The sequence below is a fragment of the Mycolicibacter nonchromogenicus genome (assembly GCF_002101775.1).
In the GTDB taxonomy this organism is placed as follows: domain Bacteria; phylum Actinomycetota; class Actinomycetes; order Mycobacteriales; family Mycobacteriaceae; genus Mycobacterium; species Mycobacterium nonchromogenicum.
Window position 1 is genome coordinate 68,927 of the sequence record NZ_LQPI01000032.1, and the last position, 23,568, is coordinate 92,494.

21 protein-coding genes and 2 riboswitches are annotated in these 23,568 nt (G+C 67.8%); of the genes, 10 read left to right on the top strand and 11 right to left on the bottom strand.

The window, feature by feature from the left end; translation table 11 throughout:
- Nucleotides 1-91: 91 nt before the first annotated feature.
- On the top strand, nucleotides 92-1,375 hold the full coding sequence (locus AWC18_RS05880) for a TetR/AcrR family transcriptional regulator (protein WP_165607262.1): 1,284 nt from the start codon (nucleotides 92-94) through the stop codon (nucleotides 1,373-1,375).
- A gap of 22 nt (nucleotides 1,376-1,397) precedes the next feature.
- On the opposite strand, the gene AWC18_RS05885 is transcribed toward AWC18_RS05880, so the two are convergent.
- Complete coding sequence (locus AWC18_RS05885; RefSeq protein WP_085138066.1) at nucleotides 1,398-2,882, bottom strand: flavin-containing monooxygenase; 1,485 nt, start codon at nucleotides 2,880-2,882, stop codon at nucleotides 1,398-1,400.
- Between the two features lie 273 nt (nucleotides 2,883-3,155).
- Between AWC18_RS05885 and fabH the strand changes: the two genes are divergently transcribed.
- Nucleotides 3,156-4,157, top strand: a complete 1,002-nt coding sequence (gene fabH, locus AWC18_RS05890) for a beta-ketoacyl-ACP synthase III (protein ID WP_064999563.1) — start codon at nucleotides 3,156-3,158, stop codon at nucleotides 4,155-4,157.
- Nucleotides 4,158-4,167: 10 nt separating this feature from the next.
- Here the strand turns inward: fabH and AWC18_RS05895 are convergent, their stop codons facing one another.
- From AWC18_RS05895 to thiC, 3 genes are all read right to left on the bottom strand, one after another.
- Nucleotides 4,168-4,785, bottom strand: a complete 618-nt coding sequence (locus tag AWC18_RS05895) for an alpha/beta hydrolase family protein (RefSeq protein WP_085138067.1) — start codon at nucleotides 4,783-4,785, stop codon at nucleotides 4,168-4,170.
- The gene (gene thiD, locus AWC18_RS05900; RefSeq protein ID WP_064999561.1) at nucleotides 4,782-5,621 is read right to left on the bottom strand and encodes a bifunctional hydroxymethylpyrimidine kinase/phosphomethylpyrimidine kinase; all 840 of its coding nucleotides are present in this window, start codon (nucleotides 5,619-5,621) and stop codon (nucleotides 4,782-4,784) included. Before thiD ends, AWC18_RS05895 begins: the two co-directional genes overlap by 4 nt.
- A complete protein-coding gene (gene thiC, locus AWC18_RS05905; protein WP_064999560.1) occupies nucleotides 5,621-7,264 on the bottom strand; it encodes a phosphomethylpyrimidine synthase ThiC in 1,644 nt (547 codons plus the stop codon). The genes thiD and thiC overlap by 1 nt, the downstream gene beginning before the upstream one ends.
- A riboswitch (TPP riboswitch) is annotated at nucleotides 7,259-7,365 on the bottom strand. (Overlaps the previous gene by 6 nt.)
- 143 nt (nucleotides 7,366-7,508) lie before the next feature.
- On the opposite strand from thiC, the gene AWC18_RS05910 reads away from it, so the two are divergent.
- Both AWC18_RS05910 and AWC18_RS05915 read left to right on the top strand, forming a co-directional pair.
- The gene (locus tag AWC18_RS05910) at nucleotides 7,509-9,257 is read left to right on the top strand and encodes an MFS transporter (RefSeq protein WP_085138068.1); all 1,749 of its coding nucleotides are present in this window, start codon (nucleotides 7,509-7,511) and stop codon (nucleotides 9,255-9,257) included.
- A 247-nt stretch (nucleotides 9,258-9,504) separates the two neighbouring features.
- A riboswitch (M-box (ykoK) riboswitch) is annotated at nucleotides 9,505-9,673 on the top strand.
- Nucleotides 9,674-9,903: 230 nt separating this feature from the next.
- On the top strand, nucleotides 9,904-10,113 hold the full coding sequence (locus AWC18_RS05915; protein WP_085138069.1) for an Rv1535 family protein: 210 nt from the start codon (nucleotides 9,904-9,906) through the stop codon (nucleotides 10,111-10,113).
- A gap of 23 nt (nucleotides 10,114-10,136) precedes the next feature.
- Here the strand turns inward: AWC18_RS05915 and AWC18_RS05920 are convergent, their stop codons facing one another.
- The 6 genes from AWC18_RS05920 to AWC18_RS05945 form a co-directional block, all read right to left on the bottom strand.
- Nucleotides 10,137-10,412, bottom strand: coding sequence for a hypothetical protein (locus AWC18_RS05920; protein WP_064999558.1), 276 nt, complete (start codon nucleotides 10,410-10,412; stop codon nucleotides 10,137-10,139).
- Nucleotides 10,409-14,869 (bottom strand): cation-translocating P-type ATPase, encoded by a 4,461-nt coding sequence (locus AWC18_RS05925; RefSeq protein ID WP_420093315.1) that lies wholly within the window; start codon nucleotides 14,867-14,869, stop codon nucleotides 10,409-10,411. Before AWC18_RS05925 ends, AWC18_RS05920 begins: the two co-directional genes overlap by 4 nt.
- Nucleotides 14,870-14,910: 41 nt before the next feature.
- Nucleotides 14,911-15,402 carry a hypothetical protein gene (locus AWC18_RS05930; RefSeq protein ID WP_085138071.1) on the bottom strand — a complete coding sequence of 164 codons (492 nt, stop codon included), beginning with the start codon at nucleotides 15,400-15,402 and terminating at the stop codon, nucleotides 14,911-14,913.
- 106 nt (nucleotides 15,403-15,508) lie between these two features.
- The gene (locus tag AWC18_RS05935; protein WP_085138122.1) at nucleotides 15,509-16,312 is read right to left on the bottom strand and encodes an exodeoxyribonuclease III; all 804 of its coding nucleotides are present in this window, start codon (nucleotides 16,310-16,312) and stop codon (nucleotides 15,509-15,511) included.
- A 109-nt stretch (nucleotides 16,313-16,421) separates the two neighbouring features.
- Nucleotides 16,422-17,360 (bottom strand): N-acetylglutamate synthase, CG3035 family, encoded by a 939-nt coding sequence (locus AWC18_RS05940; protein ID WP_085138072.1) that lies wholly within the window; start codon nucleotides 17,358-17,360, stop codon nucleotides 16,422-16,424.
- A 5-nt stretch (nucleotides 17,361-17,365) separates the two neighbouring features.
- Nucleotides 17,366-17,959: a peptide deformylase gene (locus tag AWC18_RS05945; protein ID WP_064999554.1), complete on the bottom strand. Its 594-nt coding sequence runs from the start codon at nucleotides 17,957-17,959 to the stop codon at nucleotides 17,366-17,368.
- A gap of 262 nt (nucleotides 17,960-18,221) precedes the next feature.
- On the opposite strand from AWC18_RS05945, the gene napA reads away from it, so the two are divergent.
- The 5 genes from napA (at nucleotide 18,222) to AWC18_RS05970 (ending at nucleotide 21,571) form a co-directional block, all read left to right on the top strand.
- A complete protein-coding gene (napA, locus tag AWC18_RS05950; protein WP_024440118.1) occupies nucleotides 18,222-18,530 on the top strand; it encodes a nucleoid-associated protein NapA in 309 nt (102 codons plus the stop codon).
- A 65-nt stretch (nucleotides 18,531-18,595) separates the two neighbouring features.
- Nucleotides 18,596-19,066: a LytR C-terminal domain-containing protein gene (locus AWC18_RS05955; protein WP_109470474.1), complete on the top strand. Its 471-nt coding sequence runs from the start codon at nucleotides 18,596-18,598 to the stop codon at nucleotides 19,064-19,066.
- A gap of 9 nt (nucleotides 19,067-19,075) precedes the next feature.
- Complete coding sequence (gene sodC, locus AWC18_RS05960) at nucleotides 19,076-19,786, top strand: superoxide dismutase[Cu-Zn] (RefSeq protein ID WP_085138073.1); 711 nt, start codon at nucleotides 19,076-19,078, stop codon at nucleotides 19,784-19,786.
- Nucleotides 19,743-20,930, top strand: a complete 1,188-nt coding sequence (locus AWC18_RS05965) for a glutamate--cysteine ligase (RefSeq protein ID WP_085138074.1) — start codon at nucleotides 19,743-19,745, stop codon at nucleotides 20,928-20,930. The genes sodC and AWC18_RS05965 overlap by 44 nt, the downstream gene beginning before the upstream one ends.
- Nucleotides 20,930-21,571, top strand: a complete 642-nt coding sequence (locus AWC18_RS05970) for an LON peptidase substrate-binding domain-containing protein (protein ID WP_085138075.1) — start codon at nucleotides 20,930-20,932, stop codon at nucleotides 21,569-21,571. Before AWC18_RS05965 ends, AWC18_RS05970 begins: the two co-directional genes overlap by 1 nt.
- Nucleotides 21,572-21,575: 4 nt before the next feature.
- On the opposite strand, the gene AWC18_RS05975 is transcribed toward AWC18_RS05970, so the two are convergent.
- Nucleotides 21,576-22,157 carry a TetR/AcrR family transcriptional regulator gene (locus tag AWC18_RS05975; RefSeq protein ID WP_085138076.1) on the bottom strand — a complete coding sequence of 194 codons (582 nt, stop codon included), beginning with the start codon at nucleotides 22,155-22,157 and terminating at the stop codon, nucleotides 21,576-21,578.
- A 125-nt stretch (nucleotides 22,158-22,282) separates the two neighbouring features.
- On the opposite strand from AWC18_RS05975, the gene AWC18_RS05980 reads away from it, so the two are divergent.
- Nucleotides 22,283-23,563, top strand: coding sequence for a cytochrome P450 (locus AWC18_RS05980; RefSeq protein ID WP_085138077.1), 1,281 nt, complete (start codon nucleotides 22,283-22,285; stop codon nucleotides 23,561-23,563).
- Nucleotides 23,564-23,568: the final 5 nt, after the last annotated feature.

Consider the following 23,568-nt stretch of genomic DNA (forward strand, 5'->3'; position numbering starts at 1 on the left):
CTCTATATATTGTGTTGCCATAGCCCGTTTTCCCAGTTGTGTTCATAATGCTGTGCACGTGACAGAGCTGGCCTGAGTTGATCGGGGGGTGGTGACCACGCTTGGTGCCACGAACGACCCTGGCGGACGCAATGGCGCCCGCATAAAGCGGCGCCCCAAAGACCGCAAGGCGCAGATCACGCGCGCTGCCGCGGAGACGTTCAGTGCACAGGGCTACCACGCGACCAGCATGGAAGCGATCGCCTCCAAGGTGGGGATCTCCGCGCCGGCGCTCTACCGGCACTATCCCAGCAAGTACGAGATGTTCGCGGTGGTCGTCGGCGCGCTCGGACAGCAGTTGGTGGACTGCACGGCGTTCGTCGACGAGTTGTCCGATGCTCAGGTTCAGGCCGACGCCGCGGCAGTGCTGGACCAGGCCGTGGACGGGCTCATCACGTCCTCGATCCTCAACCGCGAAGCCAGCGGGTTGTTCCGGTGGCAGGCGCGCTACCTGCAGCCCGAGGACCACGCCAAGCTCATGGCGCAGCTGAACACGCTCGGTTCGCGCCTGAAGCGCCCCATCAGCGTCCTGCGGCCGGAACTGAACTCGCTGGAGCAGTGGACTCTGACGGTGGCGCTGGTCAGTGTCGCCGGCAGCATCATCGGTCACCGGCTGCAGCTCCCGGACGACGAGATCAAGCCGTTGCTCATCGCGGCCGCGCGCTCGGTGGCCGCTGCGCAGCTGCCGAAAGCCGAAGACCTCGGGGTCAATCGGCCCTCGGTGTGGCGGATCTTCACGCCGGACGCCGGACCCTACGAGGCGCTGCTGCACTCGGCGGTCCTGTTGTTCGGCAAGCAGGGCTATGCCGAGACCGGTGTCACCGAGATCGCGGATGCCGTCGGCGTTCCGGCCTCCGGTGTCTACCGCTATTTCTCCAGCAAGAGCGACATTTTGACGACCGGCCTGCAGCGTGCCGTGGACCGGATAGCCGGGGAGATGGCGGCAATCGCCGGTGTCTTCGCCGAGCCGGACGAGGCGCTGCGCCGATTGATCGAGGCATACGTGGCCACCGTGTTCGCCAACCCGGAGTTGGCCTCGGTCTATGACACCGAGCGGGTGAACCTGGCGCCGGCGGAGCGCGAGCTGTTGCGCGATTCCGAGCGTGCGTTCATCGAAACCTGGGCTCGACCGCTGATGGCGCTGCGGCCCGATTTGGACGTGATGCACGCGAAGTTCCTGGTGCATGCGTTGGCGGCACTGGTGGACGACCTGGGCCGCGTTGCCCGCGGCGGCGAGATTCCGGGCCAGGGGTTCTTGGCCGGGGGCCCGGGTTACGCGCAGGCCTGCCTGCGCCGGCTGATGGAGTCCATCGTGTTCGCCGGAGTCGACGCCTGAGGCTGCCGAATCGCCTGACGGCTCAGGCGATGTCGTAATCCTCCAGCGGGAAGTGAGAGCCGTCGTGCACGGCGTCACGCACGGTGGTGGGCCGCAGCAGGGTCGCTTCGCCGCTCGGGTTGAAGTAGTAGGAGCGTGATCCTGCGCAGTTGCCGGCGTAGAACACCGAGCGGTCGAGCCGCTTGGTCATGTCGTCGAGGAACCGGGTGTTGGCAGCCTCGGTGACTTCGAAGGTGGTCGCGTTGCGGCGCTGCAGCTCGCCGAACAGCCGGCCCATGTGGCGCATCTGGTATTCCATCGTGTTGAAGAACGACAGGCCGCAGAACGCGTAGGGGCTGGCCAGGCTCAGGAAATTCGGGAAGGCCGGAATCGACACGCCCTGGTATGCCTGGAAGCGGGTTTCGCGCCACCACTTTCCGAGATTGCGACCTCCGCGTCCGACGATCTCGATCGCCGGGAAGTTGGCCTCCCACATATCGAAACCGGTGGCCAGCACCAGCGTGTCGATCTCACTCTTACGTCCGTCCAGAGTCACGATGCCGTCCGGCTCGATGTGATCGATCCCGGCCGTCTCCAGGTGCACGTGCTCCTTGGTGAAGGTGCGGTAGTAGTCGTTCGACCAGCTGGGCCGCTTGCAGCCGATGTCGTAGCTCGGGGTCAGCTTGGCGCGCAGTTCCTTGTCGCGGATCGAGATGAACCGGTGGATCTTGCACAGGTCCATCGCGCTGATCGACAGCCTGCGGAAGTAGGGGAAGTTCAGAATCCCGACGAACGTCATGAACCCCAGCAGTCCATCGGTCACATACCGCACCAGGCGCTGGGTCAGCGGGATCCGGGCGAACAGGCGCTGCACGGCGGGGGCGATCCCGAAGTCCAGCTTGGGAGCCACCCAGATCGGTGTGCGCTGGTACACCGTCAGGTCACTGACCGTCTTGGCCAGCTCCGGGATCAGCTGCACCGCGGTGGCGCCGGTGCCGATCAGACCCACCCGGCGACCGCGGAAGTCGTGACTGTCATCCCATGCGGTGGTGTGCACCACCTTGCCGGCGAAGGTGTCGATGCCGGGGATGTCCGGCGTGTGGGGCTGAGACAGGAACCCCGTCGCGGTGATCAGGTAGCGGGCGCTCAGGGTAGAGCCGTCGGACAGGCTCACCTGCCAGCGCTGGGCCTCTTCGTCCCAGCGGGCACCCTCCACCGTGGTGTTGAAGCGCATGTGGCGGCGCACGTCGTACTTGTCGGCCACGTGCTCGGCGTAACGCTTGAGCTCCGAGCCGGTGGCGAACAGCCGTGACCAGTACGGATTCGGTTCGAACCAGTAGGAGTAGGTGGTCGACGGGATGTCGACCGCCAGGCCCGGGTAGCGGTTGACGTGCCAGGTTCCGCCGAGGTCGTCTTCACGCTCGAGTAGGACGATGTCGTCGTAACCGAGCTTCTTGAGCTCGATGGCCGCGCCCATGCCGCCGAACCCCGCACCCACGATTACGACGTCGAACTGCTCCATACTCATGAAAATTAAGGTACCTGACTCACCGGTAACCAGCGAAGCTCCCAGACCGCCCGGCCACGGGGCGACAATGCGCCTGCAGGCCGGTCACGAGGTGGGGAAGGCGGTCATGACCAGCCGCGATGTCGATGCCAGCAACGCAGAACCGGCCGACCAGGCGGTGCAGCGGACTACGAGCGCTGACGGCTTGCCGGTGTGCAGGCCCGCCCGACGCGCCCGGGACGTTAGGGTTGGACGCTGCAGTAGCTGTTGGGCCCACGACCGAGAGATGTCTACTTGAGCGAGATTCGCCATCCTGCGGGAACCCGAGCGATCGGCCTGCTCGGCGTCGGCGCTGCTCGCCCGGCGCGGGTGGTCACCAACGACGAGATCTGCCTGCGCATCGACTCCTCCGACGAATGGATCCAATCCCGCACCGGAATCAAGACGCGCCGGTTTGCCGAGGCGACCGACACGGTGGCGAGCCTGGCCATCGAGGCCGGTCGCACCGCCTTGTCGCAGGCCGGACTCGACGGATCCGGGGTGGACGCGGTGATCGTCGCGACCAGTACCAACTTCCGCCAGACCCCGTCGTGCGCGCCGGCCGTCGCGGTCGCCCTCGGCGCGCGGGGCGTGCCCGCCTTCGATGTGGCCTCTGGATGCGCGGGATTCGGCTACGCCCTGGGGGTGGCCGCCGACCTGCTGCGCGGCCGGACCATCAACACCGCATTGGTCATCGGTTCTGAGGTGCTCTCCCCGACGATCGACATGACGGACCGCTCGAACTGCTTCATCTTCGGCGACGGAGCCGGCGCGGTGGTGGTGGGGGAGACGCCGGCGCAGGGCATCGGCTCGACTGTCTGGGGCAGTGACGGTGCGAACTGTGAGGCGATACGCCAAGACATCGACTGGATCAGCTATACCGAAAACCCGGACGGTCCACGTCCCTTCCTGCGCATGGACGGCGGCACGGTATTCCGTTGGGCGGCTTACGAGATGAGCGACGTCGGGAGACGGGCCATCGCGGCAGCCGGGTTGCAACCCCACGATATCGACGTGTTCATTCCGCACCAGGCCAACAGCCGGATCAACGCACTGATCGCCAAGAGCCTTGAGTTGCGCTCCGACGTCGTCGTCGCCAACGATATCGAGAACAGCGGCAACACCTCCGCGGCATCCATCCCGCTGGCGATGGAGCAACTGCTGTCGGCCGGGAGCGCCAAGTCCGGTCAGCTCGCCCTGCTGCTGGGCTACGGGTCGGGTCTGAGCTACGCGGCCAGCGTCGTCGTCCTGCCCTGATCTGCGGGACTCAGCCCAGCAGCCGCAACGCCGCGTCGACGGCCAGCGCCGGCACATCCAGCGTCTTCGATGCCAGATCGTGGCGGGCGCCGGTGATCTCGACGACCTCATGGGGCGCGGGAATCAGCGCGGCTGCAGCACGAATCTCAGCACCGGTGCCGAAGCTGTCGGAGCTGCCGTGCGTGAACACCGTCGGCACACCGATCTGGGGCAGGTGCTCGGTGCGGATGCGCTCGGGCTTTCCCGGCGGATGCAGCGGATAGGAGAACAGCGTCAGCAGGTCGACCGTTACGTCGCCGGCCGCCACCACCATCGAGGTCTGCCGCCCGCCGTACGAATGCCCGCCGATGATCAGCGGACCGCTGTCCAGGGCGCGGGCATACTCGATCGCCTCGGTGATGCCCTCACGGTCGCCGGCGCCCGACCCCGACGGTGGCCCCTTGGGGCGACGCCGGCGGAAGGGCAGGTCGTAGCGGATCGCCAGGAAGCCGCGACGCGCCCATTCGTCACAAAGACGTTGCAGCATCGGCGAATCACGATTGCCTCCGGCGCCGTGCGTCAGCAACACCACTCCGGCGGGGGCGCCGGCCGGACGGTGTTCGATGCCGGCTATCTCCTCCAGGCTCACGGGGCTGCGAGTCCCAGCCGGAACAGCGGCGAAACGGGGCCGTGGCCGTGGCCCAGCGGGTAGGCGGCACGCAGGCACTCGGTCACCCAGCGCTTGGCGAACGCCACCGCGTCCGGAACGCTGAACCCGTGGGCGAGAGCGGCCGCCGAGGCCGCGGCGAGCGTGTCACCTGCGCCGTGGTCGTCGCCCGTGGCCACCCGCGGCCCGGGGAACTCCAGAAAGTCCTTGCCGTCGTAGAGCAGATCTGGACTGTGCTCCGCCGAGGGCAGATGCCCGCCCTTGACCAGCGCCCACTGCGGTCCCAGCGCATGCAACGCGCGCGCGGCCGCACGTTGGGACTCGGCGTCGACCACGTCGATACCGACCAGGAGTCGCACTTCGTGCAGGTTCGGAGTCACCAGAGTCGCCAGTGGAAACAGGCTGTCGCGCAGTGCATCCAGCGCCGAAGTTGCCAGCAGTGCGTCGCCGTGCATGGATGCCGACACCGGGTCGACCACCAAGGGGACCGTCAATCCGAGATCGCGCCATGCCTCGGCCACCGCGGTGATGATCTGCGCCGACGCCAGCATTCCGGTCTTGGCCGCCTGGATCCCGATATCGGGCACCACGGCGGCGATCTGGGCGGCGACGGTGTCGGCGGGAACCTCATGAAAGTGCTTGACTCCCATGGTGTTCTGCACCGTCACAGCGGTAACCGCGACGCAGGCGTGAACCCCGAGCAGCGCACACGTGCGCATGTCGGCCTGGATGCCGGCGCCGCCACCGGAGTCCGATCCGGCCACGGTGAGGATGCGTACCGGTGTGGCCCGCGGCGGGGCCAGTGGCAGGAAATCCACTAGGAGGTGATGGGCAGGTACACCCGGTTGCCGTGGTCGGCGAACTCGGCCGACTTCTCTTCCATTCCCTTCGCAATGGCGGCGTCGATATCGTCCTGGGTCTGCAGCCCGTTTTCGCTGGCGTAGTCGCGCACATCCTGACTGATCCGCATCGAGCAGAACTTCGGGCCGCACATCGAACAGAAGTGCGCGGACTTGGCCGGCTCGGCGGGCAGCGTCTCGTCGTGGTACTCGCGTGCGGTGTCCGGGTCCAGGGACAATGCGAACTGGTCGTACCACCGGAATTCGAAGCGCGCCTTCGACAGTGCGTTGTCACGTTCCTGAGCGTGCGGGTGTCCCTTGGCCAGGTCGGCGGCGTGCGCCGCGATCTTGTAGGCGATCACGCCGTCCTTGACGTCCTTGCGGTCGGGCAACCCGAGGTGTTCCTTGGGGGTGACGTAGCACAGCATCGCGGTACCGGCCTGGGCGATGATGGCCGCGCCGATCGCCGAGGTGATGTGGTCATAGGCCGGGGCGATGTCGGTGGCCAGCGGTCCCAGGGTGTAGAACGGCGCCTCGTCGCACCATTCCTCTTCCAGCCGGACGTTCTCGACGATCTTGTGCATCGGAACGTGGCCCGGGCCCTCGATCATCACCTGTGCGCCGCGGGATTTGGCGATCTTGGTCAGCTCACCCAGGGTGCGCAGCTCGGCGAACTGCGCTTCGTCATTGGCGTCGGCAATGGAACCGGGGCGCAGTCCGTCGCCGAGGGAGAACGTGACGTCGTAGCTGGCCAGGATGTCGGCCAGTTCTTCAAAGTTGGTGTACAAGAAGGATTCCTGATGCCGCGACAAGCACCACGCCGCCATGATCGAGCCGCCGCGCGAGACGATGCCGGTGACCCGCTTGGCGGTCAGCGGCACGTAACGCAGCAGCACGCCGGCGTGCACGGTCATGTAATCCACGCCCTGCTCGCACTGCTCGATCACAGTGTCGCGGTAGAGCTCCCAGGTCAGCTTGGTCGGGTCGCCGTTGACCTTCTCCAAGGCCTGATAGATCGGCACGGTCCCGATCGGCACCGGCGAGTTACGCAGAATCCACTCGCGGGTCTCGTGGATGTCCTTTCCGGTGGACAGGTCCATGACGTTGTCGGCGCCCCAGCGGGTCGCCCACACCAGCTTGTCCACCTCTTCGGCGATGGAGCTGGTCACCGCGGAGTTGCCGATGTTGGCGTTGATCTTCACCTTGAACGCCTTGCCGATGATCATCGGCTCCAACTCGGGGTGGTTGTGGTTGGCCGGGATCACCGCTCTCCCGCGGGCGACCTCGTCACGGACCAGTTCTGCCGGAACCCCTTCGCGGGCGGCGATGAAGGCCATCTCGGCGGTGATCTCGCCGGCCTGGGCGCGCTGTAGTTGGGTGCCGCGATCGGTCACCACTCCGGGCCGCGGCGGCAGCCCGCGGTGCAGGTCGATCTCGGCATTGGAGTCGGTGTAGGGACCGGAGGTGTCATAGACGTCGAAGTGCTCGCCGGTGGTCAGGTTGATTCGCCGGAACGGCACCTTCATCGTCACGCCGCCGGGAGCTTCGATCTCGCGGTAGACCTTCTCGCTGTAGGGGATGGGCCCGGTGGTGACCTGCGGCTCCACGGCGACGTCAGTCATAGTTCGTCCTCTCCCTTGCCGGCATTACCCGGTCAGGTTCGTACGGTCGACGGCCCCGGCCGTCCTCTCAGCGCACTCGTTGCGCTCCCGCGGTGTCTGGCATTTCTGCACGGCTGATTCGTGCACTGCCACGCTATCGCAGCAGAGCGGCCGTTGTAAGGCACCGAGGCCGCCGGGCGCGAATTAGGTAACCGATCGTTTGCTTAGCTAACATATTCGCCGGGGTAGAGGTCGCGGGAGGGTCATGACGGTGCAGATGGAGCAGGCGGACGCCCAGGATCCGGGCGCTGTTGCCACCGATCGCCGTCGGCGACGCATCGGCCGCGACCACCCGCACTACAAGTGGGTCGCGCTGTCCAACACCACGCTCGGCATCCTGCTGGCCACCATCAACGGCTCGATCGTGCTGATCTCGATGCCGGCGATCTTCCGGGGCATCGGCCTGAACCCGCTCGAACCGGCGAACGTCAGCTACCTGCTGTGGATGTTGATGGGCTATCTGCTGGTGTCGGCTGTGCTGGTGGTGTTCTTCGGCCGGCTCGGGGACATGTTCGGCAGGGTGCGCATCTACAACCTGGGCTTTGTGGTGTTCACCGTCGCGGCGATCGCGCTGTCGATCGATCCGTTCGACATGGGCCGCGGCGCCCAATGGCTGATCGCGTGGCGGGTGGTACAGGGCGTCGGCGGGGCGATGCTGATGGCGTCGTCCGCGGCGATCCTGACCGACGCCTTCCCGGCGAATCAGCGCGGCATGGCACTCGGCGTCAACCAGGTGGCCGCGGTCGCCGGGTCCTTCGTGGGCCTGTTGATCGGCGGCGCGCTGGCGGAGTGGGACTGGCGGGCGGTGTTTTGGGTGGGGGTGCCGATCGGTGTGCTGGGCACCGTCTGGTCGATGCGCTCGCTGCGGGAACTCGGTGAGCGGGCGCCGGCGAAGCTGGACTGGGCGGGTACCGCGGCGCTCGGGCTGGGCCTGACCGTGGTGTTGACCGCCATCACCTACAGCATTCAGCCGCATGGATCGTCGCCCACCAGCTGGACCAGTCCGGCCGTCCTGGGTTCGTTGGGACTCGGAGCGGCACTGCTGGTGCTGTTCTGCCTCATCGAGCTACGGGTTGCCGCGCCGCTGCTCGACGTGCGGCTTTTTGCGATTCCGGCGTTCGGGTTGGCCAACGCGGCCGGGCTGCTGTCGGCGATCGGGCGCGGCGGTCTGCAGTTCATGCTGATCATCTGGTTGCAGGGCATCTGGCTCCCGCTGCACGGCTACAGCTACGAATCGACGCCGTTGTGGGCGGGTATCTATCTGCTGCCGCTGACGGCGGGGTTCCTGTTGGCCGGTCCGGTGGCCGGGACACTGTCGGACCGCCGCGGCGCCCGTCCGTACACGGTCGGCGGCATGCTGCTGATGGCGGCGACCTTCATCGGGCTGGTGCTGCTGCCGGTGAACTTCGACTACTGGATGTTCGCTGTGCTGGTGTTCCTCAACGGCCTGGGTGGGGGGATCTTCACCGCGCCCAACAGTGCCGTGATCATGTCCAGCGTCCCGGCCGACCAGCGTGGCGCGGCCTCGGGGGTGCGGGCGACGTTCTTCAACGCCGGCACGTCACTGTCGATCGGAATCTTCTTCTCGCTGATGGTGATTGGACTGGCCAACACGCTGCCGGAGGCTCTGGGCGCCGGGTTGCAGCAGGAGGGTGTCGCTGCCGGTGTGGCCGATGAGGTGGCCAACACCCCGCCGGTGGGCAGCCTGTTCGCGGCGTTTTTGGGCTACAACCCGATCGCCGAACTCTTGGCGCCGTCGGGAGCGCTGGACGCACCCGGGGTCAATGCCGAGGCGCTGACCGGGCACAGCTTCTTCCCGCAGCTGATCTCTGGACCGTTCCATACCGGACTCGCGGTGGTCTTTGCCGCCGCCGCGGCGATGATGCTGCTCGGAGCCCTCGCGTCGTGGCGTACACCGGGGCGCTATGCGGTCGAGCCGCTGAACACGGACTAGGACGGCGTGACGGCCCGCTCCCGACCTGCTGTGGCGCCTGCGCGGATGGTCACTGCGGCACCGTCTGTCGGCATTGCTGATTCCGTCGCGGAACTGGGTCGTCAGAGTCTCGTTCTGGTACCAAAGTGACTGATGTGACAATGCGTACGCAAGGGGTTTGGGCGCATCGCTGCACGTCAGAGGCCCTCGACACGCCCGGTTGGGGTGGAGTTGACCGCGCCCAGTCGGTAGTGCACTATGGACCGTGCAAGCACCTCGTTAGGTGAGGCGTCTGCACGGACATAGGCCACTGACCCCGAACGTCGAAAGACGCCCCGGGTCAGGACAGCTCTTCCCGGCTTAAGGGTTGAGCCCAAGTGGCTTCCCGATTTGGGACACGCCGTGCAGTGCCAAAACTCTGACGAGAGGGGTGCGGTATTCCGACGGTCGTCGGAGCTGCCCTCCTACGCATGCGGTGAAAACCGGCGCGCCGTTGCGCGCCCGCGACCGAGAGGAGGTGTGGGACGAATGAGTTCCGGTGATAGTCCGAGCCGATATCTGACGTCTGTTCCGTCCCCATCCGAACGGTCGCATACCGCCTCCAGCTGAGCCACGACTCCGGTCGCCAGCTGAGCGCGTAGCGCCGTGACGCGACTAGGAGGCCATCATGGTTGCAATCGCTTACACCGACATCACGGCTCCGGCCCCGCGCGACATCCGCACCGCGAAGAAGCTGGACCACCGTCCTGCTGCTGCCGCTCCGGCCGCGCCTGCCTCGGACCCGGTGGTCGACATGACCACTCGGCTGCTCAGCGGACCGCTGCACCAGATGTACGCATTCCTGTGGCGCGTCGGAGTGCTGACCGTCGACAACTGAAGCCCGCCGGGGCTAGACCTCTTCTAGACCTCTTCTAGGGCCTCGCCGAGTTGTTCGAGCACCTCGCTGCGGTGGTTGCTGGCCAGGATGTGGCCGGCAGCCACCGCCACGGCCACTGGCCAGTCGATGATCTCGAAAGCCGCCAGCAGTGCCAATCCGCCGTAATAGGCCAATTGCTCAGGCCGCGGCACCGTCACCTTGCCGACCAGCGGCAATTGCACAGCGAATCCCTCGGCCTCGCGAATGTGGGCTACGGCCTCTCGCTGGGATGCGCTGCGCCGCGGCTTGTCCGCCATTATGAACCTCCTGGTGGCGACGGGTCGCCGGATGATCGAGCCGCGACAGTTCCGCGGCGAGAGTCGGTGTCCTCATTGTGCACAAGCCGCAGCCGCGGCGCGGGCTGACCGTCCGATGACGCCTGCGGGCGGTCGGGCCGGCGCGGCCCGGGAACGATGAACTCTTTCGGCTGAGCCGCATGGTCCTGCGCCTTCGACAGCAGTCGAGGCACCACCGCTGCGCCGGCAGTGGCCACCGTCGCCGTACCCAGAGCCTGCGCCCAGCCCAACGGTCCGATCGGGGTGCAGCCCAGCAGCTGGCTGATACCGGGGATGGTGATCAACGTCCCCATCACACCCAGTGAACCGACTGCGGTCGCCACCACCAGCGGATCCCGCGAGTCCAGCAGGGTCTGCCCCAGCTGCGTGGCGACCAGCGACACCAACGCCACCGTCGATGCCCGCTGCTGTCGTCCGGTGAGCGAAGCCAGCCCCCAGGCGCCTACGGCGGCCGAGGCCGTCGTCACCCCGCGCACGGCCACCGTGCGCCACAGCGCGCGCTCGTCGGGGCCGTGCCCGGCGCCGGCGGCGGCCTGCTCGTTGAGCGAACTGACCGCCAACGCGGTGGCCGGCAGTGCGTCGGTCAGCATGTTGACCAGCAGCAGCTGGCGCGCGTTGAGCGGCGAGCTGCCGGTCAGCGCGCTCCCGATGATCGCGAATGCCACCTCGCCGGCGTTGCCGCCCAACAGTACCGCCACCGCCGCCTGCACCCGCTGCCACAGCTCGCGGCCTTCGTCCAGCGCGTCAAGAAGGGTGTCGATCCGCTCGTCGAGCAACACCACGTCGGCGGCGGTGCTGGCCGCCTCACTGCCGTGCGCGACCACCGCGATCCCGACGGTGGCCGCCCGGATCGCCGCGGCGTCGTTGGCCCCATCGCCGACCATGGCCGACACCTTGCCGGTGCGCTCCAGAGTCTGGACGATCTGCACCTTGTTCTCCGGAGACATCCGGGCGAACACCACCCGCTCGGCCACTGCACGCTCTTGGCCCTTGCGGGACAGCGCATCCCACTGCGCCCCGCTGATCACCTGATCGCTGTCGACCTCCAGGCCCAGTTCCCGGGCGATCGCGGTGGCGGTCAGCGGGTGGTCGCCGGTGATAAGCAGCGCGGGGATCCGGCGACGCTTGAGGTCGGCCAGCAGCTCGGCGGCCTCGTCGCGCGGGGTGTCGGACAACCCGAGCAGACCCACGAATGCCAGTCCCTCACGGCAGTATTCGGCGATCTCCTCGGGTTCGGGGTCGTCGCCGAGCGCTGCCAGTTGTTCGGGAGTCAGTTCCCGGCGGGCCACCGCGATCACCCGTAGGCCGTTGCCGGCCAAGGCGGCCACCGACTTCTTGATGTCCGGGCCGGACCCGGTGCACGCCAACACCATTTCCGGGGCGCCCTTGAGAGTCAGTTCGGTACCCCGGATCGAGGCCGAGTACGGACGCCCGGAGCGGAACGGCAGATGCGCGGCAAGCCCGGGCGGTGCCGATGCGCCGGCCGCGTCAGCGCCCTCCACGATGGCGGTGTCGGTGGCATGCACCTGGGGGGCGCCGTTGGACACCGGGGCGGCGCTCGCAGCGACGCGCAGCACGTCTTGGTCGGTGAAACCCTCCGCCGGGTGCACCTGTGCCACCCGGAGCCGGTTCTTGCTCAGGGTGCCGGTCTTGTCGAAGCAGACCACGTCCACGCGGCCCAGGGCCTCCACCGAACGCGGCACCCGCACCAGCACGCCGGCCTTGGTCAACCGCCGGGCCGATGACTGCTGTGCCAGGGTGGCCACCAGCGGCAGCCCCTCGGGGATGGCTGCGACGCTGACCGCGATCCCGCTGGCCACCGCCTGACGCAACCCGATCCGGCGGGCCATGCCCAGGCCGGTCACCAGCGCCCCGCCGGCCAGGCTGATCCGCCACGCCTTGCTGGTGAGCAGGCTCAGCTGATGCTGCAGACCGATCGCCGACTGATCGCCCGCCACCAGCTCGGCGGCCCGTCGCCCGTGCGTGTCGCCGCCGGTGGCGGTCACCAGCGCCACTGCGGTTCCGGTCACCACGGTGGTCCCGGCGTACACCATGCACTCGCGATCGGCCAGATCGGCACCGGGAGTGGCCTCCACCTGCTTGACCACCGTCAGTGACTCACCGGTCAGCGACGACTCGTCGACCTCCAGATCGATCGCTTCGATCAACCGGCCGTCAGCGGGCACCACCTCGTGGGCGCGCACCTCGATCACATCCCCGGCGAGCAGCTCCTCAGCCAGGACCTCACAGGTAGTGCCGTCGGGCAGTACTTTGCGGGCCGGGGGAATCTGGCCGCTCAACAGCACGCTGAGCCGGCGTTCGGCGATGAGTCGCTGGGCGGCGGCCAACATGGCGTTGCCGCTCAACACCGAACCGACCAGAATCGCGTCGACGGGCGAACCCAGCACCGCGCTGGCCGCGGCTCCCAGCGCCAGCACCGGTGTGATCGGGTCGGACAGTTCACTGCGTACGGCCTGGGCGAACTGCCGCAGCAGTCTCGGTGGTGCAGTTGCGTGCGCCCCGCGGCGGGCCAGATCCACTGCGGCCAGCGCGGCAGCCGTGGCCGGTGCATGGGGGGTCGTGGTCGGCTCTTCCAGCTCCGGTGGCGGCAACACGGCCCGTACCTGGTCGACCGACATCGCGTGCCATTCGTGCACTGCCGCCGGCCGAGGCGCAGCGGCGTCCACGGCGCGGCGCGCCAGCCAGTACCCCGACAGTGCGCCGGCCGCCGCACCCGTGGTCACCGGCCCCGGTCCGCGGCCGCGTACCCCGGGCAGCATCAGCAGCGAGCCCAATGCTGTAGCGCCGATGGCGATCTCGACTCCCCGGTGGCTGGCGGAGCGGGCGGCGGGCAGGGCGTGCAGCACCCGCCACGCCGCAGCCAGGTCGGTCAGCAGGACGTCGGCGCACCATGGCGGGACGCCCTGCCCCGGCAGCACGCCCAGTGCCACATCGGCCGCCGCCAGCGCCTCGACGGCGACAGCGGACAAAACTGCCACGTCATGTCCCTCGGCCTGATAGGCGGTTACCGCCGCGGTCAGCGCCTGGTCTACCGAGGCGCCATCCAGCGGCCGGATCTCGTCGAAGACCGGGCGCAGTTCTCCGAGTGACTCGGCCTCCACCGAGACCACCTCGACGTCGGCGCGTCGCGCCTCGGTCACCACTGCGGGTGCCAGGGGCAGCAACGCGGGCTGGAACGAGGCCTCCACCCCGGCACGGGGGCCGATTCGGTGCCATCCCGGGGTGAGGTCGGCGTCGGTCAGGCGGGCCTGCGCCTGCTCCCACGCGGCGCGCAGCTCGTCGTCGTCGGCACCGCGCACCTGCATCACACGCAAGGTCTCTCCGCACAGCACGCGGGGGTCGATGACCACGGTGTCGACTCGGTCGAGCTCGCGCAGACTGCCCGGCCGCAGCACCACCGTGTCGTGATGGTCGGCCAGACCGCGGCCCAGGGTGGCGGCGAACGACTCGCGGGCGGTGCGGGTGGCCTTCGGCGCCGTCACCACGGCTGCTGTCCCGGCCAGATCCGGATTGCTGGTCGCGGCGCCGATCACCCCGGCGCCCACGGCTTGCGCCCAGCCGCTGCGGGTCAGGTGGCGCTCCACCGGACCCGGCGGGCGCGGTGCCGGTCGCTGCGGGACGGGCACCGGCGGATGCTCGGCGTGAGCAGCGAGCTGCGGCTCGTGGCGGCGCCAGGCCCGTGCCTCGGCGCGTTCCTCCCCGGCGCGCATCGCCTCTACCGACAGGTCCACCGCGAGCGAGGTAGGCGCCTGGTTGAGGGTGTGCACGCCGGCACTGGCCAGCGCCAACAAGGCATCAGTGGCCTGCTTGCCGATGTTGTTCTCCAGCAGTCGGCGCAGCCGAGGCTGATAGTCGATGACGACCACGCCGGCCTCCAGGCCCAGCGGCAGGCCGGGCAACCGCAGCAGGCGGCCAACTGTCGCTGCGCCCAAGCCGGCGATATTGGCGCCGAGTGTCAGGGCACGCAGCGTTTCCGTCATCGCATCACCGGGCAGGCTCACCGCCGCACGGCCACGGGATCCCGTCTCTCGGTAGCGGCTCTCGGTGTCAGACACCACCTGGCACAGTTCACGCACCGAAACCACGTCGTTGTCGGCGGCGGCCGTGTCCAGTCCTACCACCAGGCGAGACAACGGGTGGTTCAGGCGGACCGAGACCACCCCGGGCAGCGCGCGGGCAGCATCCAGGACGGCGGTCGCCAGTTCGTCGCCGGCGGGTCCGTCGAGGCCGCGGACCTCCACCCAGGCGCGCCCCTCGCCGCGGAAACACCGTCGGGACAGCTTCGGGCCGCCATCGCCGTTCGGCAGAATCGCGCCGGCTACCCCGGTAGCGGTCTGGAACGAGGCATCGATCAGGTTTGACGTCAGGTGGACACCGAAAGTCGCTGCGCGCAGCGGCAAAGAGTGCCGAACGGCACGGCCTAAACTCACTCGCACCCCGGCTAGTGGCGGGTACGCGTGCGGGTGCTGCTGGCGGGGCCGCTGCGCGATTGCCGCGCCGCCGTCTTCTTCGCCGGCGCGCTGCGACGCGCTGCCGTCGAAGAGCTCGCCGACTTCACCGGCTTGGTGGCCTTTGCCGTCGGCGCCGTTTTCAGCGACCGCACCGCGGCAGTTGGGGCATCCGCCGGCGCGTCGCTGCCTTTGGACCGATTGGTCAGTTGCTTGACCACCAGGGCGGTGCCGCCCACCGCAACCAGCACCGGCCACTCGACCAGTCCGGTCATGCCGAGGGCGCCGAGTGTCAGCGCGGCTGCGGGAGTCGAGTGGCTGCCGGCACGCAGGCCCTGCTGCACGCCGCCGGCCGCACCCTTGACGCCGCCGAGCACTCCGCCGACTGCGGCTCCGCTGAGCGCTCCGGCTGCCTCTGTGGTCATGGTGACCGCGCGGTTCGCCGCTCCGGCCACCCTTCGTACCGTCCCTGCGACGGCGTTCATGGGAATTCCCTGCCCTTCAAATGAGCAAATTGGATAATCCGCCTATCTTATGCGCGATTTCGCGATCGGGCCGAAATCCACACGGAATTCATAGAACTGCGGGCCGTCAGTCCCGCCGGATCTCGACCAGCACCGGCGCGTGGTCGCTCGGCGACTTGCCCTTGCGTTCCTCGCGGACGATCTCGGCATGCGCGACGCGCGTCGCCAGGGCGGGCGAACCCAGAATGAAATCGATGCGCATGCCCTGCTTCTTGGGGAACCGCAGCTGGGTGTAGTCCCAGTAGGTGTAGACACCGGGGCCCGGGGCGAAGGGGCGCACCACGTCAAGGAACTGCGCGTCGGCCATCGCCTGGAAGGCCAAGCGTTCGGGTTGCGAGACGTGGGTCGCTCCCTCGAAGAACTCCATGCTCCACACGTCGTCGTCCTGTGGAGCGATGTTCCAGTCGCCCACCAGCGCGATCGGCGCGGACGGATCGTCACGCAGCCACCCCTCAGCGGTATCGCGCAGCGCGGCAAGCCAATCCAGTTTGTAGGTGTAATGCGGATCATTCAGGGCGCGTCCGTTGGGCACGTAGAGGCTCCAGACCCGCACCCCACCGCAGGTGGCACCCAGAGCACGCGCCTCCACGAGGGGATCGGCGTCGGCCTTGGCCCACGCCGGCTGGCCGGGAAACCCGATCTCGACGTCATCCAGCCCAACCCGCGACGCGATCGCCACCCCGTTCCACTGATTCAGTCCGACGTGGGCAACCTCGTAGCCCAATTCGTGAAACGGCAGCGTCGGAAACTGGGCATCGGTGCACTTTGTCTCCTGCATGGCCAGCACATCGATATCGGCGCGGGCCAGCCAGTCGGTGACCCGATCTACCCGAGAGCGAATGGAGTTGACGTTCCAGGTGGCCAGTCGCAGCACAGTCACGCAGCCACCCTAGTTCGACGGCGGCGACCCGCTGCGCGTGACTTCGTCGCGCTGGCGATCGCCGCTGGTTCGACGGCGGCGACCCGCTGCTCGCGCCTGGCTACGCCACCAGCAACCGGGCATCGAGGTAGCGCGTGCGGTGCTGGCCCGCGAAACCGATCGCCTCGAAGAAGGCGAATGCCTGGGCATCGGTGCTCGGCACCTGGGCATAGCCGCGGGTGGCGCCGTGATCAACACCCCAGGCCAGCAGTGCGGCGCAGATCGCCCGCCCGAAGCCCTGACGGCACCGGTCGGGGGCCACCCGAACAGACGACAGCCCCAGCCAGCGGGTTCCGTCCTGACCTTTGGTGACTGCGCCACGCCCGACCGCCACCCCGGGAATCGACGCGAAGATCACCTCACCGTCGACCACCGCGGCCAACACGTCCACCGGCAGCTCGTGACCGAACGTCGCCAGCCAGTCGCCATCGGGCTCGGCGGCCAGGGCCACCGCACCGGGCCCCGCGCCGCCGGCACCGAGGTCGCACACCAGGGTGCGGGTCTCGTGGCGCGTCGGGATGTCCTCGGGCAGTCGCTGGGAGTACCTGCCGCCTGCGGGGGAGAGTCGCTCTGGGACCGCCAGCGACGGCGGCAGGCCGCGCTGCGCATACCAGTCGATGATCGCCGCGATGGTGTTCGCGTGGGCAAACATGTCGAGGGGCACAGCCGAATTGGCGGCGAGGTCGGCGCCGGGCCCCGCTCGCAGCAACCAACCCTCCAGCCATTGATGCTCGCTGCCGGGCCAGGCCAGTGCGGCGGCATGTTCGACGGAACGAATCGTGGAGTTCTTCACCGGCCGATCGGTCAGCTGGCGCACGTACAGCACATCGGCGTGCCGGAACTCGTGCACCACACCGCCGGCCGAGCGGACCCGCACCAGCGGCCCGACCTGCACCAGATTCCCGATCACATCGCCCATCGGCGGGGAGGAGCCCGGGGCGCGCAGGTAGCGCAGACTCACCCGGACGCCGATCTCAGGGAGTTCGGGTGGCTGGGGCATAACGCTCAGTGACCGAATGGATCGGGCACGTCGCCCGGCATCCAGGACAGGCCGGGCACACCCCAGCCGTTGGCTTTCACCGCCCGTTTCGCGGCGCGGGCGTTCCGGCCCACCAACATGTCCAGGTAGAGCAGGCCGTCAAGGTGACCGGTCTCGTGTTGCAGCATCCGGGCGAACAGGCCGGTGCCCTCCAGCGTCACCGGGTTGCCGTCGCCGTCCAGTCCGGTGACCCGCGCCCACTCGGCCCGACCGGTCGGAAACGACTCGCCGGGCACCGACAGACAGCCTTCGTCGTCCTCGTCGGGGTCGGGCATGGTTTCGGGTCGCTCGGAGGTCTCCAGCACCGGGTTGACCACCACGCCGCGGCGCCGCGTGGTGGAGCCGCGGTCGTCGGCGCAGTCGTAGACGAAGACCCGCAGCCCCACGCCAATCTGATTGGCGGCCAAGCCGACGCCGTTGGCGGCGTCCATGGTCTCGTACATCGAGGTGATCAGCTCACCGAGGTCGGCAGGCAATGAGCCGTCTTCGCCGACGGGCACCGGGCTGGTGGGCGTGTGCAGGACGGGATCGCCCACAATGCGGATGGGTAGGACGGCCATGATTGCAAATCTTAGGTGGGCGGTTCAGCGAGGCTCGACGGAGGAGAGGCGAAGCTGGGACCGCCGGGTTGCTGGGCGGTTCAGCGAGGCTCGACGGAGGAGAGGCGAAACCCCGGCGGCCAAGTGCAGCGGCCGGCGACGCGCGGGGCAGGCTCCCCGTTCAACCCATCCCGCCGTGATTGAATATTCGCTCAGGACACGCCGCCGAAAAACAACCGAACATTTGCAGCAAGAGAACTTTCCGGAAGGGCCCAGAAACGATATGGACGGCGCCATGGCGCAGGCGAATCGCTCAGGGGACGATTCGGAACCCACCGACGGTCTGAGTCGTCGTGAACACGACATCCTGTCCTTTGAACGTGACTGGTGGAAGTACGCCGGCGCCAAGGAAGAGGCCATCAAAGAACGCTTCGCGCTGTCGGCGACCCGGTACTACCAGGTCCTCAACGCGCTGGTCGACCGGCCGGAGGCCCTGGCCGCCGACCCGATGCTGGTCAAACGGCTGCGCCGGCTGCGTTCCAGCCGTCAGAAGGCGCGCGCCGCGCGTCGTCTCGGGTTCGACATCACCTGATTGTCTGACCCCTTGATTGCTGGGCGTTTATCGGTCATGGCCCGCTCCTCGATACCATGGGCGCAATGAACGACCACGTTCCTGACTCCTCCCGACTCCCGCTCCGGGCGATGGTGATGGTTTTGCTGTTCCTGGGCACCATCTTCCTGCTGGTCGGATTCCAAGCTCTCGGATCGTCGACCCCCGACGACGACATCGACAGCCCCACGACGGCGCAGCCGGCCACCACGAGCTCGGCGCCGGCCAAACCCGAACGCCCCGCACCGAAGTCCGAGGTGCGGGTCTTCAACATCTCTGAGCAGGCGGGGCTGGCCGGGCAGACCGGTGACCGGTTGCGCGAAGCCGGCTGGAACGTGACCGAGATCGGCAACCTCGAACTGCCGGAGGTCACGCAGACCACCGTGTACTTCACCGACGCTGAGGGCGAGCAGGAGTCGGCCCATTCGGTGGCCCAAGTGCTGGGAGCGGCCGTGGAGCCGCGCATCCCGGATGTGGCCGAGCTACCACCGGGCGTCATCGTGGTGGTCGCGGGTTAAGCTCCTCGCATGGTCACAGGTCACCGCAGAGCTCTCGCCGCCGTCATCTTCGCCACCCCGATTGCGTTGCTCGCGGCATGTAGTCCCCCCAACCAGGTACCGTCTGACGTGCCCGGCACCACGCCGCCCATCTGGACCGGGTCGGCGGCACCCTCGGCCACGGAGTCCGAGTCGGGCGGTTCGGCAGCCTCGGAGAATCTCGTCGCGCACCTGACGACCGCCGACGGCGGCCAGGTCGCCACCGCAACGTTCGAGTTCAGCAAGGCGGGCGGCAAGGAGTTCGCCACCGTGACCGTGCGGACCACCAGCAGCGGGGTGCTCACGCCTGGTTTCCACGGTATGCACATCCACGGCGTCGGCAAGTGCGAAGCCGAGTCGGTGGCCCCCACCGGCGGCGCGCCGGGCCCCTTCCTGTCAGCCGGCGGACACTTCCAGGCGCCCGGCCACAATGAGCACCCGCAGAGCGGCGACCTGACGTCGCTGCAGGTGCGCTCCGACGGCAGTGCCCTGTTGGTCACCACCACCGACGCGTTCACCAAGGCTGACCTGCTGGACGGCGAGGGGACCGCGATCATCATTCACGCCGATGACGACAACTTCGCCAACATTCCGGCGGACCGCTACACGCAGGTCAACGGCACTCCCGGTCCGGATCAGACCACGCTGACCACCGGCGATGCCGGGAAGCGGATTGCGTGTGGTGTCATCGGCGCCGGATAGCACACCGGCCAGGGCTTCCTCGAGATCGGAAGCCCGAATCGAGTTCGCGCGCAGTCCCCGTCCCACCCTCGGCGTGGAATGGGAACTGGCTCTCGTCGACGCGGAGACCCGTGATCTGAGCAACGAGGCCAACGCCGTGCTGTCCGAGCTCGCCGAAAATCCGCATGTGCACAAGGAATTGCTGCGCAACACCGTCGAGCTCGTCACGGGTGTCTGTGACACCACCGGCGAGGCCGTCGAGGACCTGCGCCAGACGCTGGCGGTGACCCGGCCGATCGTGCATGCCCGGGGCATGGAGCTGTTCGGCGCCGGCACCCACCCGTTCGCGCGGTGGTCGGCGCAGAAGCTGACCGATGCACCGCGCTATGCCGAGCTGATCAAACGCACCCAGTGGTGGGGTCGGCAGATGTTGATCTGGGGCGTGCACGTCCACGTCGGTATCTCCTCGGCCTACAAGGTGATGCCGATCATCTCGTCGCTGTTGCAGCACTATCCGCATCTGCTGGCGTTGTCGGCCTCGTCGCCGTGGTGGGAGGGGCACGACACCGGCTACGCGAGCAACCGCGCGATGATGTTCCAGCAGTTGCCCACCGCGGGTCTGCCCTTCCAGTTTCAGACCTGGGAAGAGTTCGAGGGCTTCGTCTACGACCAAAAGAAGACCGGGATCATCGATCACACCAACGAGATCCGTTGGGACATCCGGCCATCACCGCATCTGGGCACCATCGAGGTGCGGGTCTGCGACGGCGTGTCCAACCTGCGTGAGCTGGGCGCCCTGGTGGCGTTGACGCACTGCCTGATCGTCGATCTGGATCGGCGGCTGGAAGCCGATGAGTCCCTGCCCACCATGCCGCCCTGGCACGTGCAGGAGAACAAGTGGCGCGCGGCACGCTACGGGTTGGACGCCGAGATCATCCTCGACGCCGACAGCAACGAGCGCCTGGTGACCGAGGACCTCGACGAGCTGCTCAATCGGCTGGAGCCGGTCGCCGCGCGACTGCACTGCGCCGATGAGCTGGCCGCTGTCGCCGACATCTACCGAACCGGCGCGTCGTATCAGCGTCAGCGCCGGGTGGCCGAGGAACACGACGGCGATCTGCGTGCCGTGGTCGATGCACTGGTGGACGAACTCGATATCTCGTGATGGAACTGCCGATGTTCCCGCTGGAGTGGGCATTGCTGCCCGGCGAGGAACTGTCGATGCGGATCTTCGAGATGCGCTACACCGTGATGGTCGGTGACCTGCTGCGCAGCGACGATCCGCGCTTCGGGGTGGTGCTGATCGCTCGGGGCCGGGAGGTGGGCGGCGGTGAGCAACGCAACGACGTCGGCGTGATGGCCGCCATCACCGAGTGCGCCGAGCTCGGGTCAGGCCGATACGCGTTGCGGTGCCTGACCGGAGAGCGGATTCGGGTGCGGGAGTGGCTGCCCGACGACCCCTACCCGCGGGCGATCATCGAGGTGTGGCCGGACGAGCCGTCGGAACCGGTGAGTGACGAGCAGTTCACTGCGCTCGAAGACCGCATCGTGGCGCTGCACAAGCGGATGGCCCAAGCGCAGCGACGGTGGGTGATGCCGGGCCGCGACAGCCTGCTGGGCGGACGCCGGCTGCGCTCGCTGGACCCGGTGCAACGGCTGTACTCGCTGGCCTGCCGGGTTCCGATGGGAGAGGCCGACCGCTATGCGGTGCTGGCGGCGCCGTCGCTGAACGACCGGTTGGCGGCGCTGTATGAGGCGATCGAGACCGTTTCCGCGCGAGTCGAATTCGACATCCCCAACGGGTAGAAAGTCAGGGGGGCGCCAACCGGGCCAATTGTCGATCGATCAGTGCGCGAATCTCATCGTGTCCTCGGGTGACGCCGACGGCGCTCTCATTGCACAGGTTGCGCGCGGTTTGGGCGATCAGGATCGAGATCGCGACCGGCGGGTATTCCTCCAGATCGACGCCGTGGGCCCGCAGTGCCACCGTGACCGCCGCGGTCTCGATGTCGCGTACTCGCTCGGCGTAGGCCTTGAGCTCGGCCTGAATGGCCTTGCGGTGGTTGGCCAGTGCCATGAACTCGGTATTCAATCTGGTCATGCGGGTGTCGCTGTTGATCTCCCACAGCGAGCGCAGCGGATCGTCGGCGGTCAGGGCGGCGCGCATCCGATCCAAGGCGACGTCGGCGCCGGCCCGCAGCACCTCGACGAACAGGTCATCCATGGTGGGGAAGTAGTAGTAGACCAGGGCTTGGCGCACGCCGGCCTCGGCGGCGACGCGGCGGGAGGTCGCGGCGGCGTAGCCCTCGTCGCGCATCAATCGTGCCGTCGCCTCGATCAGGCGATGCCGGGCGGCATTGTCGGTCGATTTTGCCTTGCGCGGAGCCACCATTCAGGCCAACCCGGGATTGTGATTGCTTGACCGTCCGGCGGCGCGCATGGTACGCATGACGCATTCTACCAATTTGGTCGATCGATCAGCATTATGGGGTCGCGGCGGGAAGGGCGTTTCGAACGATGGTGGATCTGGCTGCGGTGGACTACTTCTCCGACCCGTCCGTCACCCAAGATCCGTACGACTACTACGAATATCTCCGGGCGAACGGGCCGGTGTTCGCCGAGCCGCACCACGGCGTCGTGGCCGTCACCGGCTACGACGAGGTGCTCGCCGCCTTCAAAGACCACGACTCGTTCTCGGCGGTGAACGCCATCGGCGGACCGTTTCCGCCGTTGCCGTTCGAGCCCGAGGGCGACGACATCACCGAACAGATCGAGGCGCACCGACACCAGTTCCCGATCTTCGAGCACGTCGTGGTGATGGATCCCCCGGCGCATACCCGGGCCCGCTCGTTGCTGAGCGGGCTGTTGACCCCTAAGCGGTTGAAGGAGAATGAGGAGTTCATCTGGCAGCTGACGGACACGCAGCTCGACGAGTTCATCGGGACGGGCCGCTGCGAGTTCCTGTTCGACTACGCCAAACCGTATGCAACCCTGGCCATCACCGATCTGCTCGGCGTTCCCGAGGAGGATCGCGCCGAGTTCCGCGCTGCACTGGGCGCCGGGCATCGGGAGGGGCAACACGTCGGGTCCCTCGACGGCACCCCGGTGGGACTCAATCCCCTGGAATACCTCGACGAGAAGTTCAGCGGCTATCTCGCCGAGCGGCGGCGCGAGCCTCGGGGAGACGTTCTGAGCACCCTGGCTGCCGCGACCTATCCGGACGGTTCCACGCCGGAACTGCTGGAGGTGGTTCGCCCGGCCACTTTCCTGTTCGGTGCCGGTCAGGAGACCGTCACCAAGTTGCTGGGGTCGGCGGTGCAGACGCTGGGTGATCGACCCGACCTGCAGCAGACGTTGCGCGACAATCCCGCACTGATTCCCGCCTTCATCGAGGAGGCGCTGCGGATCCAGAGCCCCACCAAGATCGACTTTCGTCTGACCCGCAAGACCACCACGCTTGGCGGAATTCCGATCAAGGCCGGCACCGTGCTGATGCTGTGTCTGGGTGCGGCGAACCGGGATCCGCGCAAGTTCCCCAATCCCGACGAGTTCCGCCTGGATCGCAAGAATGTCCGGGAGCACATCGCCTTCGGTCGCGGCATCCACACCTGCGCCGGTGCGCCATTGGCCAGGGTCGAGGGGAGGATCACGATTCACCGGATGCTGGAGAGGATGCGTGACATCAGGATCAGCGAGGAGCGCCACGGGCCCGCCGGGCAGCGACGTTACTCCTACGAGCCCACCTTCCTGCTGCGCGGACTGACCGAACTGCACATCGAATTCGACCCGGTGGGATAACCGTG